This window comes from Pontibacillus sp. ALD_SL1, assembly GCF_017355605.1.
In genome coordinates this window covers 3,517,957-3,530,308 of sequence record NZ_CP062974.1, presented here as the reverse complement: position 1 = coordinate 3,530,308, position 12,352 = coordinate 3,517,957, and the positions used below count along the sequence as shown (strand labels likewise).

The 12,352-nt window shown below is 43.7% G+C and carries 13 protein-coding genes; 12 read left to right on the top strand and 1 reads right to left on the bottom strand.

The annotated features are described in order from the left end of the window. The first annotated feature begins 56 nt into the window (after positions 1–56). From IMZ31_RS17545 to IMZ31_RS17535, 3 genes are all read left to right on the top strand, one after another. Positions 57–626 carry a TIGR01440 family protein gene (locus IMZ31_RS17545; protein WP_207528538.1) on the top strand — a complete coding sequence of 190 codons (570 nt, stop codon included), beginning with the start codon at positions 57–59 and terminating at the stop codon, positions 624–626. A 34-nt stretch (positions 627–660) separates the two neighbouring features. After that, positions 661–1,896 (top strand): serine hydroxymethyltransferase, encoded by a 1,236-nt coding sequence (glyA, locus tag IMZ31_RS17540; RefSeq protein ID WP_207528537.1) that lies wholly within the window; start codon positions 661–663, stop codon positions 1,894–1,896. 593 nt (positions 1,897–2,489) lie between these two features. After that, complete coding sequence (locus IMZ31_RS17535) at positions 2,490–3,788, top strand: globin-coupled sensor protein (protein WP_207528536.1); 1,299 nt, start codon at positions 2,490–2,492, stop codon at positions 3,786–3,788. 116 nt (positions 3,789–3,904) lie between these two features. Here IMZ31_RS17535 and IMZ31_RS17530 read toward each other — a convergent pair whose 3' ends face one another. Then, on the bottom strand, positions 3,905–4,351 hold the full coding sequence (locus IMZ31_RS17530; RefSeq protein ID WP_207528535.1) for a GNAT family N-acetyltransferase: 447 nt from the start codon (positions 4,349–4,351) through the stop codon (positions 3,905–3,907). Positions 4,352–4,614: 263 nt separating this feature from the next. Here IMZ31_RS17530 and upp point away from each other — a divergent pair, with 263 nt between their 5' ends. The 9 genes from upp to IMZ31_RS17485 all read left to right on the top strand — a co-directional run bounded on the left by upp (position 4,615) and on the right by IMZ31_RS17485 (position 12,339). Further along, positions 4,615–5,244, top strand: a complete 630-nt coding sequence (upp, locus tag IMZ31_RS17525) for a uracil phosphoribosyltransferase (protein ID WP_207528534.1) — start codon at positions 4,615–4,617, stop codon at positions 5,242–5,244. 22 nt (positions 5,245–5,266) lie between these two features. Further along, complete coding sequence (gene wecB, locus IMZ31_RS17520) at positions 5,267–6,421, top strand: non-hydrolyzing UDP-N-acetylglucosamine 2-epimerase (protein ID WP_207528533.1); 1,155 nt, start codon at positions 5,267–5,269, stop codon at positions 6,419–6,421. 228 nt (positions 6,422–6,649) lie between these two features. Next, on the top strand, positions 6,650–8,833 hold the full coding sequence (locus IMZ31_RS17515) for a S8 family serine peptidase (RefSeq protein ID WP_305849396.1): 2,184 nt from the start codon (positions 6,650–6,652) through the stop codon (positions 8,831–8,833). A gap of 633 nt (positions 8,834–9,466) precedes the next feature. Next, the gene (locus IMZ31_RS17510; RefSeq protein ID WP_036779991.1) at positions 9,467–9,685 is read left to right on the top strand and encodes an AtpZ/AtpI family protein; all 219 of its coding nucleotides are present in this window, start codon (positions 9,467–9,469) and stop codon (positions 9,683–9,685) included. Positions 9,686–9,687: 2 nt separating this feature from the next. Next, a complete protein-coding gene (locus IMZ31_RS17505; RefSeq protein ID WP_207528532.1) occupies positions 9,688–10,068 on the top strand; it encodes an ATP synthase subunit I in 381 nt (126 codons plus the stop codon). Positions 10,069–10,091: 23 nt separating this feature from the next. Beyond that, entirely contained in the window at positions 10,092–10,814 is a 723-nt protein-coding gene (gene atpB, locus IMZ31_RS17500) for a F0F1 ATP synthase subunit A (RefSeq protein WP_207528531.1), read from the top strand. Positions 10,815–10,867: 53 nt separating this feature from the next. Continuing rightward, entirely contained in the window at positions 10,868–11,080 is a 213-nt protein-coding gene (gene atpE, locus IMZ31_RS17495) for a F0F1 ATP synthase subunit C (protein ID WP_188650544.1), read from the top strand. A 183-nt stretch (positions 11,081–11,263) separates the two neighbouring features. Further along, positions 11,264–11,797: a F0F1 ATP synthase subunit B gene (locus IMZ31_RS17490; RefSeq protein ID WP_207528530.1), complete on the top strand. Its 534-nt coding sequence runs from the start codon at positions 11,264–11,266 to the stop codon at positions 11,795–11,797. Further along, the gene (locus tag IMZ31_RS17485) at positions 11,794–12,339 is read left to right on the top strand and encodes a F0F1 ATP synthase subunit delta (protein ID WP_207528529.1); all 546 of its coding nucleotides are present in this window, start codon (positions 11,794–11,796) and stop codon (positions 12,337–12,339) included. The genes IMZ31_RS17490 and IMZ31_RS17485 overlap by 4 nt, the downstream gene beginning before the upstream one ends. The last annotated feature ends 13 nt before the right edge of the window (positions 12,340–12,352 follow it).

Sequence of the window (12,352 nt, the reverse complement as noted above, 5' to 3'; positions counted from 1 at the left end):
GTTTTTACTTCTCCTTTTTGTGCTTCTGATATCCTACTAAAGGGAGTGATTCTTCCATGGCTACAACTGTTAAAGAGGACATAAAGCATATTGTCGATGAGTGGATCGACAGTTCATACTTAAACCAGTGCGACATGTTCGTTGTGGGCTGTTCCACAAGCGAAGTCGCAGGAGAACATATCGGAACAAGCGGAAGCGCACGTATTGCTGAGGACCTTTTCGAAGAACTCATGCGTCTGAAGGAACAATGCGGGATTCACATAGCTTTTCAGTGCTGTGAGCATCTCAATCGAGCGCTCGTTCTAGAACGAGAGGTCATGCGCGAACACCGCTTAGAGGAGGTGTCTGTCATACCGGTCCGTTCTGCAGGCGGTTCGATGGCGACACATGCGTATCATCACCTAAATGACCCGGTCGTTGTTGAAGAGATCACAGCCAACGCCGGCATCGACATTGGAGACACATTCATTGGCATGCACATTAAGAAAGTGGCTGTACCTGTCAGGTTTAAGCAAAAGAAGATCGGAGAGGCTCACGTAACATCCGTGAGGTCACGTCCGAAGTTAATTGGTGGCAACCGGGCAGTTTACACAATAGAACAACAATCGTCCGTAACCTGTGATTAGGAAGGGCGAAACGAATTTAAAGGGGGACGTACACATGAAGCACGTAAAACAAGTTGATCCAGAGATTATGGAGGCCATTCAACTCGAAAAAACGCGTCAGCAGGAGAAAATCGAACTGATTGCATCAGAAAACTTTGTTTCTGAAGCCGTTATGGAAGCACAAGGGTCTGTATTAACGAACAAATATGCAGAAGGTTATCCTGGTAAACGCTACTACGGTGGATGTGAACACGTAGATATCGCCGAGAATCTTGCCCGCGACCGCGCGAAGAAATTGTTCGGAGCAGACCATGCCAATGTTCAGCCACACTCTGGTGCTCAGGCTAACATGACTGTCTACTTTGCAGTATTAGAACCAGGCGATACAGTCCTTGGGATGAATCTAAATCACGGCGGCCATTTAACACACGGCAGCCCTGTCAACTTCAGCGGCAAACTGTACAACTTTGTGGACTACGGCGTTGACCAAGAAACAGAACAAATCGACTACGAAGCGGTACGTGAGAAAGCGCGGGAAGTACAACCAAAGCTAATCGTAGCCGGTGCTTCTGCGTACCCTCGATCCATTGAATTTAAGAAATTCCGTGAAATCGCAGACGAAGTAGGAGCTTACCTGCTTGTAGATATGGCGCACGTAGCTGGACTAGTGGCAACAGGCCACCATCCGAATCCTGTTCCATATGCCGATTTCGTTACAACCACAACGCACAAAACCCTTCGCGGCCCACGCGGTGGAATGGTGCTTTGTAAAGAAGAGTACGCTAAGAAAATCGACAAATCTTTATTCCCAGGCATGCAAGGTGGCCCGCTAATGCACGTCATCGCAGCCAAAGCCGTTAGCTTCCAAGAAGCGCTCCAAGATGATTTCAAGGACTACTCCGAGAAAATCATCAGCAATGCCAAGCGTCTCGGCGAATCCCTGCAAAAAGAAGGCGTTCGTCTAGTATCAGGTGGAACAGACAACCACTTGCTTTTACTAGACCTGCGTCCATTAAACCTAACTGGAAAAGTCGCTGAAAAAGCTCTTGATGACATCGGTATTACCGTAAACAAAAACACAATCCCGTTCGATCCTGAGAGCCCATTCGTCACAAGCGGCATCCGTATCGGAACAGCAGCCGTTACGTCCCGTGGCTTCAAAGAAGAAGAAATGGATGAGATCGCATCCATCATCGCCTTCACCCTGAACAACCACGAAGACGAAGGCAAACTAGCCGAAGCCCGCGAACGCGTGCTTGCCTTAACATCTCGTTTTGAACTATATGCTTAATTTATTGAACCGCCTCTTCCTTTTGGGAGAGGCGGTTTTTTTAGTATTGGAGAGTTACAGGGTCTTCAAGTTACTGAAGAGGATGGAGCAGTAACGAAAGCAGGGGGGAGAACTTGCTAAAGGGAGGTTGGAGTTACTAAAGAGGTGATAGAAGTTACTAAAACGAGATAGAATTTTCTAAAGAGGTCCTGGAAGTTATGAAAGGGTTGAGAGAAGTTACGAAAGTTCTTATAGAAGTTACCAACACCTCAAGAGGAGTTACTAAACAGACGTAGCACTTACTAAAGCGAGTGCGGATTTCCTAAATAGGACCTCGAAGTTACCAAAAGTCGAGAGAAGTTACGAAATCTCTCATAGAAGTTACCAAAACCTCAAGAGAAGTTACTAAACCAGGAGAAGAACTTACCAAAGCGAGAGCGAAGTTACGAAAGAGCTCCCCGAATTACCAAAAATCAAAATACTTATCATCAAAAACCTCAACCCACTTTCACAAAAATGCCCAGACGCAGGTACAACAAACCAAATGTGCAACGATGATTAAGATTCGCCTCCCTAAAGCCGATATAAGAAGAAGGAATAAAGGGGGAATCACGATGAGTATTTTTACAAAAAAGAGACAACTGCCAAGGTTTGAAGCGGTTCATGCCTATTCAGAAATGGGCGAGACCGTAAAAGTAGATGATCAAGATTTAACTGGGCGTTTAAGTTATATGAGCTTAACAGATAAACAACTTGCTACGTTGAAGGAAGTAAAACCAAGTGTATTAGCACTCAGTGATCAGCTTTTAGATAAGGTGTTGGAGCATTTGTATGCCCATCCTCGGCTTAATGCGATTGCTACGAATCATAGTTCTCACGATAAGCTAAAGCAAGTATTCGTTGAGTATTTTGACAGTGCCTTTTCCGGAAACATTGATGAAGCGTATTTGAACATGAGAAAGCGGATCGGGCGTACTCATGGTGGGGTCGAACTTCCGGTGGCGTGGTTTTTGGCTACCTATTCGGCACTGAGCAATCTACTTATTCCAAAAGTGGTTGAGTCGTATCAGGACCAGCCTCATAAACTTTCTGATATCCTAGTGGCCGTAACAAACATTATGAACCTAGACAGTCAACTCGTCGTAGATCATTACCTGGCTGTAAAAGCGGTAGAAGCGAATGAAGCGAACGATCGAAATGAACTTCTTCGCAGAGAACTCGTTGCGATCAGCCAGGAAGTAGCTGCTTCTGTGGAACAGACAGACGCATCGATGAATGAAACCTCTGAGAAAGCAGACCGTATTCGTAAGGACACAGAGAATACACAGAAGAGTAGTCAGAACCTGATCTCGTTAACGGAAATGAACGACAATAAAGTCAATGAAATGCTTGCTTCGTTCCAAACTGTTTTGGAGCAGTTTAATAACAGCATGGCAACGATGGAGAAGCTGGATCATCTTTCCCAACAGATCACGTCGATTACGAACCAAATAGAGGGCATTGCCGATCAGACTAATCTCCTTGCCTTAAACGCTTCAATTGAAGCAGCTCGTGCTGGAGAGAGTGGGAAAGGGTTTGCTGTCGTAGCCGAAGAAGTACGCAAATTAGCTGAGAACTCCAAGCAAATGAGTAATCAAATTAATACGATTACGAACGAAAGCAACGAAAACATTCAAACGCTCCAAGCTTCCATGCAAGAGATGAACGCCTCTACGAAACAATCTCAAACAGACATGAAGCAAGTAACGAATGGCTTGGCGACTGTGAAGATGGAAATGAACCAGTACGTGGACATGTTCAATCGAAATAAAGAAGACCTCGATCAGATTGTCGATGCCATCCAAGATATCCATGGCACAACCGACAACCTATCAGGCCTGGCGCAGAAACTATTAAACAAAACAGAAGAATAAAAAACGAGAAGCACTCCAATTCCTGTAGAGTTGGAGTGTTTTTAGTTGCTCATTATGAGAAAGGGGAGGGTGTTGATGTCATTCCCTTAAGCGCTTGGTATTTTCTTGAGCGTTATCTACTTCCTCATAAATAAAAAGACAGTTTCTTCTCGTGGAAGCTTTTCTTCTTTATAACCTACATAGCCAAGCCTTTCATAGAACGTAATATTCTCACGGCTCTTACTTCCTGTGAACAGTTCGAAAGTGCAGCCTGCAAACAGACGTTCAATCTCGTTCATAAGCGCACGTCCGATGCCCTGTTTTTGGTAATCAGGGTGAACCATGACTTTTCCAATGTGACACGTTCCTCCCTCTTTCTTAGCGCGAGCAGAACCAATCACTTGATTGTTATGTACGTACTTGAGAATAAAAGCCTCGTCAAAATCGGCCCTTACTTGATCAAGCGTTTGAGTAAGGGGTTGTATAGTGTAGTCGTTATACCGTTTGGCCTCTTGAAGATAGGCTTCTTTTTGTAAACGTAAAATGGCTTCTGCATCTTGAGGATTAGCTTGAGTAATTGACATCCATTTCTCTCCTTTTTATTCCTAATTCTATTACAAAATTATAGAGGAACCTTTTCGCTCATGAAACAGTAAACCTTGTGGTAAACTAAAAAGGGATATGTATCGCCTATATAATAGAAGAAAAAATTCACAAAACCGTCACAAATGCCAAATGACTTTTAGAATATTTTGTCGAGAGATTGTATGATTCACCTTGAAACGCATCCCATAATTCAGTACAATTTTAAGGATGCAAACTATTCATTTAAAGGAGAGATCGGCTCATGGGTAAGGTATATGTATTTGATCATCCTCTTATTCAGCACAAACTAACGTACATACGGAAGACAGAAACAGGAACGAAGGAATTCCGTGAACTTGTCGATGAAGTAGCAGCTTTAATGGCGTTTGAAATAACACGTGATTTACCACTAGAAGAAGTAACCATTCAAACACCCGTTTCAGAAGCGAAATCTCAAGTGATTTCAGGTAAGAAGATTGCTATCATCCCAATTCTCCGCGCAGGACTAGGAATGGTAGACGGTATTTTAGACCTTATTCCAGCGGCGAAGGTAGGACACGTAGGACTATATCGTGATCCGGAAACACTGAAGCCAGTTGAATATTACGTGAAGCTTCCAAGCGACGTTCAAGAACGTGAAATGATCGTTGTAGACCCAATGCTTGCTACAGGTGGTTCTGCGATCGAAGCCATCCACTCTCTTAAGAAGCGTGGCGCTAAACAAATCCGCCTGATGTGTCTAGTAGGCGCGCCTGAAGGTGTAGAAGAAATTCATGCAGCACACCCTGATGTAGACATCTATCTTGCAGCAATGGACGAGAAACTGAACGAAAAAGGTTACATCGTACCAGGTTTAGGTGACGCAGGAGACCGTCTGTTCGGAACGAAATAAAGTTTTGTTTGGAGTGAACGACATGAGCCAACGAATTAAGGTAATGACGATTTTTGGGACAAGACCAGAAGCGATTAAAATGGCGCCTCTTGTTTTGGAACTAAAAAAACGTTCAGACCAATTTGAACCAATTGTAACCGTGACAGCCCAGCATCGCGAAATGCTTGACCAAGTGATGAATATCTTTGGTATTGCCCCTGATTATGATCTAAACATCATGAAATCGCGTCAGACTCTAGCAGAGATTACAACGCGTGCGCTTGAAGGTTTAGACAACGTGATGAAGGAAACAAAGCCAGATGTGGTGCTTGTGCATGGTGATACAACAACAACATTTGCAGCAAGCCTTGCCGCTTACTACAACCAGATTCCAGTCGGGCACGTAGAAGCAGGCCTGCGTACGTGGAATAAATACTCTCCATTCCCAGAAGAAATGAATCGCCAGCTAACAGGCGTTATGGCCGATCTTCATTTCACGCCAACGAATCAATCCAAGCAGAATCTATTGGATGAAAATAAATCTGAAGACAGCTTGTTTGTTACAGGAAATACAGCGATTGATGCGCTTAAAACAACCGTTAAAGATGATTATGCACACGAGATCTTAGAGAAGACGAGAGATAAGCGTCTTGTCCTCGTGACGGCTCACCGTCGTGAAAACTTAGGTGACAAAATGCGCGGCATGTTCAAAGCCATCAAGCGTTTAGTTGATACACATGAAGATGTTGAAGTGGTTTACCCGGTTCACTTAAACCCAGCGGTTCAGGAAGCAGCCAACGAAATCTTAGGCAGCGATGACCGTATTCATTTAATTGAACCACTAGACGTCATTGACTTCCACAACTTCGCGTCAAGATCTCACCTGATCATGACAGACAGTGGTGGCGTTCAAGAAGAAGCGCCTTCTCTTGGTGTACCGGTTCTTGTCCTTCGTGACACAACCGAGCGTCCTGAAGGAATTAAAGCAGGAACATTGAAGCTTGCCGGAACAGATGAAGAGAACATCTTCTCCATGGCAAACGAATTGCTATCAGACGATACAGCATACGAAGCAATGGCCAAAGCCTCCAACCCATACGGAGACGGCCAAGCATCCGCTCGCATCGCCGAAGCCATGCGCTACTTCTTCAACTACCAAGAAGAAAAACCACAACCATTCACAACCAAAGACGACTAACTCAAAAAAGCAAGAGGCCCCCGCGCCCCTTGCTTTTTTCTTTACCCCAATAAAGCGTGCCAGACACCCGGCGTCACTGTACAGCGCTAAAGCGTGTCAGACACCCAGCGTCACTGTACAGCACTAAAGGGTGTCAGACACCCAGCACTACTGCACAGCATAAAAGTGTTTTTGTATGTATGAAGGGGAGGGTTCTTTCAGAAGATAGGGTAAAAGGGTGGTGGTTTTGTGAAGAAGGTTGTTGTGGTTTTAATGCTTGTGGGGCTTTTTATTATAAATGTTCCAGGCGAGGTTGCTTCAGGAAAGCGCGAGCTGGAATCGATTATTATAGAGGTCGAAGATGATGCACACAAGTGGAAAGAGTATATTGAAAAGTACCACCCTCGTGTTGAAGTCATTCATGTGTACGATACGCTTCTTCAAGGATTAGCACTTAAAGGAACAGTCCGTGATTTAGAACGGGTAGAGAAGTCGGATTTCGTGGAGCATTCTTTCCCTGAGCAAACGTATCAGGTACATATAAATGAAAGTGTCCCTTTCGTTTTAGAAGATAAGGATCCATTTCGATCAACGCCATACACCGGTAAAGGGGTTAAAGTTGGGGTGATTGATACTGGCATTGATTACACGCATCCTGACCTGAAGAAGAATTATAAGGGGGGCTATGATGTTGTGGATCTTGATGAAGATCCGATGGAAACACTAGAAACGCAAGGGGAGCCAACGCTTCATGGCTCGCATGTTGCAGGTATTATTGCAGCCGATGGAAAGCTTAAAGGAATGGCCCCAGATGCTGAACTGTATGGGTACCGCGCACTTGGGCCGGGTGGAGTTGGTTCATCTGTTCAAGTCATTGCAGCGATCGAGCAGGCTGTTGAAGATGGAATGGATATTATCAACCTCTCCTTAGGAAGTTCTGTGAACGGTCCAGACTGGCCTACAAGTATTGCCGTTAATCAAGCTGTAGATATGGGAGTGGCCATGGTCATTTCAAACGGCAATTCAGGTCCTGGCGAATGGACGGTCGGTTCTCCCGCGACAGCAGTTAAGTCCATTGCAGTCGGAGCTTCGACGCCTCCCATTCAAATCCCCTACCTGTACGATTCTCTTTCTCGTAAAGCGATACCCGTTTCACCGATGATGGGCTCAGTTCCGTGGGATCTTAGAAAAACGTACTCCGTTGCTTCAGCCGGTATCGGCAAGCAAATCTCAACCAGTGTTCGTGGCAAGATTGCCTTACTTGAACGCGGAGAGATCACGTTTACTGAAAAAGCCATGATGGCTCAAAAAGCCGGAGCCGTAGCAGCTCTCATCTATAACAATGAAGACGGGAAACTACAAGGGGCAATCGAAGGAGAAGTTAACATCCCTGTCGCTTCCCTAACACAGCAACAAGGCAAATGGCTGAAGAAGCAAATTGCAGATACGAAAAACTGGTTAGAAACGAAGTACCAGACGCACCAGGATACAATGGCAAGCTTTAGTTCAAAAGGACCTGTGACATGGAATTGGGACATTAAACCTGACATCGTTGCGCCAGGAGTCGCCATTAAAAGCACAGTGCCTGGAGGCTATCGTGACCTTCAAGGAACGAGTATGGCATCTCCTCATGTCGCTGGAGCGCTAGCATTACTTAAAGAGGCGCACCCTGAATGGGGCCCTGAAAAACTAAAAGCAGCACTCCTTTCTACTGCTACTGTTTTAAAAAAAGAGAACGGAGAAAACGTTCAGCCGATTTCACAAGGGATGGGTCGCATTGAACCACTAGAAGCCATAAAGCCTTCATCGATTTTGTACAATAGTCGTTTAGCTTTCGGCCGAATACTCGATGATACAGAAACGCGGGAAACCACAATCACCGTGGAAAATGCTAGTGACGAAACACAAGATTACCGATTCACCATTCCGAAACAAGAACGAGGCGTGCGTTTCCAGCTGCCTATGAGTTTTGTACTTCAACCTGGTGAAAAAAAAACCGTCCCCATATCATTAGCCATCCACCAGCGAAATTTACAAACGGAAGAATCATTTGTTCAAGGATGGCTTGAGTTAAGGGATAATTACAAAACCTATCAACTCCCTTACTTAGCTCTAACAAAAGAAGCAACGTTTCCACGCGCCATGGGACTAGAGTTCTCACTTAAGCCATTCTCAGATGAGGAGTATCAGTACAAACTCTATCTCCCATTAGCAGCAGACGTACTAGAAGTGGACTTGTATGACCCAGAAACGCTTCGCTACATTAGAACGCTATTTACAAACGAAGATGTTGAACGAGGCGTAGTAGAAGGAACGCTTAATAAAAAAGAAGTCGGGCAAGACGGAACCTACCTCGCCGTTGTAACAGTTAAAAAAGACGGAGTAACACAGTCATTCGAAACACCGATCACGATTGGCCAAACCATTCCTTAAAAAGAGGGGAGGGGAAGTTCTTCTTTAGTTAAGAAGGCCTGAATTCTGACTGAACGGCTCTTACCTAGTTGAGCACGGCTTAAAAGCAAGGCGTGACGGCCTAAGTCCAGTCAGGCACGGCACAAAATCACGCGTCGACAGCCTAAAAGGCCCAAAAGCCCATCAAGCATGTCCGACCAATATGCTTTCTTGTTACAAAAAGAACTAAGTGAGATTTCACAACAAAATTCGCCTGATTCTGACGTGTTTTAACAGAAAGACATAGGTCCTATAAAAAGAGGCTGTTCTAAAAGTTTGTAACGTAACTTTTAGAACAGCCTCTATTAAAAAAATTCACAAAAACTTCATAATTGAAACGAAGTTGAATGATTTAAGTGAGTAAGCGTTTAATAACCAAAAAATACTTTTGATTTCCGCAAGGGATTTGTGTACAATACGGGTGCACTTGTGAAATAATGAATTTGTGATATTAAGAATTATGTTCTCACATATTTTTACAGCGATGACTTTTCTTCACAAACGGATTGACAATAGAAAACCCCTATTGTATGCTAATTTAAGCGGAATGATAAGGTTTTCATAAATCGACAAAATTTTTAAGATTTCTATGAAAACTTGGTGGGAGCTGTTTTCATGGCCTCGAACGATAATCCATTTAAAGCAATGGCATTAACGAGTGGGATCTTATCCCAACTATCCGGATGCACATTAGTAGGAATTTTTTTTGGACGTTGGCTTGATAACCAGTTTACCACATCACCACTCTTTTTAATCCTAGGTCTTTTCACCGGACTAGCCGCAGGTACATATGGCACGATCTATTTAGTGCGAAAATACACGGGAGAAGATTAAACATGCCACAACAATTCCAACAGATGATTACCCGCCAAAGAAAATGGATGTTATACCTTCTCGCATTGATTGTACTCGGTGCTGGGTTTACGGACTACCAGGTCATTTTTTTGAGCTTGCTCCTTGGAGCTGTTATTAGTTTTTTTAACCTCTGGCTAATGCAGCGTAAGATTAATCATATGGGACAAGCTGCTTCAGAGAACCGAACTAGTCGGGCTTTAGGAACCTTTTCAAGGTTTGCTGCTGCAGGTCTAGCCATTCTTATCGCACTTCAATATTCACAACATTTCCACTTAATTGCAGTCGTTATTGGATTAATGACAACGTACGTTGTTATTATGATAGAATTTTTATTCTCTAGATTTAGAGATACACAAGATTAGCCCAAGGAAGAGAGGTGAAGAATTTGGATCACAAACAACCTATGGTTACAGATGTACTTGGCATATCCTGGCTGGATTTCAACATGTCCAACGTGCTAATGATTATTGTCAGCGCTGTTATTGTTTTCATTTTGGCTGTGTCAGCAACGTCCAGCTTAAAACGGAAGCCAACAGGGATGCAGAACTTTATGGAATGGGTTATTGATTTCGTGAAGGGGATCATTGGAAGCAACATGGACTGGAAGACAGGGAAGCAATTTTTACCTTTGGGATTAACTTTGCTACTGTTCATCTTTGTTTCAAACATGCTTGGGGTTATAACAATGATTAGTGTGGATCACACGATTTATTGGAAATCTCCAACTGCGGATCCTGGATTAGCACTTACACTAGCCACAATGGTAGTTGTGCTTACACACTACTACGGGATCAAGATCAAAGGGGTGAAAGAGTACGGGAAAGACTTTCTCCGTCCAATGCCTTTCTTGGCCCCACTCAAGGTTATTGAGGAGTTTGCTAACACCTTAACACTTGGACTCCGTTTATTTGGTAACATTTATGCTGGTGAAATTCTTTTAGGTTTACTAGCAGGATTGATGACCTCTGGTATAGGAGGATTCTTTGGCGGACTCATTCCGATGATTGCTTGGCAAGGATTCAGTGTGTTCGTCGGCGCAATTCAGGCCTTTATTTTTGTTATGTTAACAATGGTTTATATGTCTCACAAAGTGAGTCACGACCATTAATTTATAAAATTTAAGTAATGCATTATTTAATATCTTAGAGGAGGAATTTTCAAATGGGAGCTTTAGCAGCTGCAATCGCAGTAGGTCTAGCAGCACTTGGTGCTGGTATTGGTAACGGATTAATCGTAAGTCGTACGGTAGAGGGGATCGCTCGTCAACCAGAACTACGTAGTGCCCTTCAAACAACAATGTTCATCGGTGTTGCACTAGTAGAGGCGATTCCAATCATCGGCGTTGTTATCGCATTTATCGTAATGGGAAGCTAATAGTCTTTGAATCAAATGGCGGAGTACGACCAGTATTGTCTTCGCCATTCCTTATACCTTTAAAAAAATGAATAGAATAAAAGATACATAGAAAACTCCGACTTTTCACCCTTACGGGGAGTGAAAAGCCGAGTTTTTCTAATGTAATGCCTGTTACAGATAAGTGTGAAAGGAGTGAATGGTGTGCAGTCATTAACTGGATTTTTAATTCTAGGCGCTGAGGCAGAAGCTACCGGCGTTGCATGGGGAGATATGGCCACGCTTCTTTTCACGTTCATTATCCTTTTAGTCCTTCTTCGCATATTTGCTTGGGGACCTTTAATGAACGTTATGAAAGAACGCCAAGATCACATTTCCAATGAAATTGATACGGCTGAAAAGAACCGCCAAGATGCTGAGCGTATGTCGAATGAAGCTCAAGAAGAGCTTAAGAAAACGCGTCAAGAAGCACATCAAATTATCGAAGATGCTAAGAAAACTGCCAAAGAGCAGGAACAAGATATTATTACAGCTGCCCGCACTGAGGGTGAGCGTATTAAAGAATCAGCTCGTCAAGAAATCGAGACTGAGAAAGAAAAAGCGATTCAAGCCCTTCAAGACCAAGTGGCTTCCTTGTCCGTACGTATTGCAAGCAAGGTAATTGAGAAAGAATTATCTGAGCAAGACCAAGAGAAACTAATCAATGAGTACATTAAAGAAGTAGGAGAAGAGCGATGAGTAACGAAGTAGTGGCAAAACGCTATGCAACGGCTCTTTTTCAACTCGGACAAGATAAATCGAAACTCGAAACATTTGAAGAAGAACTTCGTACGATTCGAGAAGTTTTTCGTAACAATAAGCAACTAAATTCTTTCCTGAAGCATCCGCGTATTAAGAAGGACAAGAAGAAACAGCTTCTTAGCGAAGTGTTTCAAGGGTACTCCGAAGAAGTGACGAACACGCTTGAGATGTCAATCGATCGTCACCGTGAGGAAATGATTCCGGCTATGGTTGATGCGTTTATTGAGCGAACCAACGAAGCGCGCGGGATTGCAGAAGCGGAAGTCTATTCAGTTCGAGCGTTAGGTCCAGATGAAGAGAAAATGGTTCAAGACGTTTTCTCTAAAAAACTTAACAAACAGTCTCTACGCATCCACAACGTGATCGATCCTTCCTTACTTGGTGGCATAAAGCTACGCATTGGGAACCGTATCTATGACGGAAGTGTGAGCGGCAAGTTAGAGCGAATCGAGCGGAAATTGGTTTCTGCGCACAAATGATGATAGGGGTGAA

What these genes read in the sequence shown, in the direction of transcription:
- glyA (WP_207528537.1), top strand. Translation starts at nt 661, where the DNA reads ATGAAGCACGTAAAACAAGTTGATCCAGAGATTATGGAGGCCATTCAA.
- IMZ31_RS17535 (WP_207528536.1), top strand. Translation starts at nt 2,490, where the DNA reads ATGAGTATTTTTACAAAAAAGAGACAACTGCCAAGGTTTGAAGCGGTT.
- upp (WP_207528534.1), top strand. Translation starts at nt 4,615, where the DNA reads ATGGGTAAGGTATATGTATTTGATCATCCTCTTATTCAGCACAAACTA.
- IMZ31_RS17485 (WP_207528529.1), top strand. Translation starts at nt 11,794, where the DNA reads ATGAGTAACGAAGTAGTGGCAAAACGCTATGCAACGGCTCTTTTTCAA.
- wecB (WP_207528533.1), top strand. Translation starts at nt 5,267, where the DNA reads ATGAGCCAACGAATTAAGGTAATGACGATTTTTGGGACAAGACCAGAA.
- IMZ31_RS17545 (WP_207528538.1), top strand. Translation starts at nt 57, where the DNA reads ATGGCTACAACTGTTAAAGAGGACATAAAGCATATTGTCGATGAGTGG.
- IMZ31_RS17510 (WP_036779991.1), top strand. Translation starts at nt 9,467, where the DNA reads ATGGCCTCGAACGATAATCCATTTAAAGCAATGGCATTAACGAGTGGG.
- IMZ31_RS17530 (WP_207528535.1), bottom strand. Translation starts at nt 4,351, where the DNA reads ATGTCAATTACTCAAGCTAATCCTCAAGATGCAGAAGCCATTTTACGT.
- atpE (WP_188650544.1), top strand. Translation starts at nt 10,868, where the DNA reads ATGGGAGCTTTAGCAGCTGCAATCGCAGTAGGTCTAGCAGCACTTGGT.
- IMZ31_RS17505 (WP_207528532.1), top strand. Translation starts at nt 9,688, where the DNA reads ATGCCACAACAATTCCAACAGATGATTACCCGCCAAAGAAAATGGATG.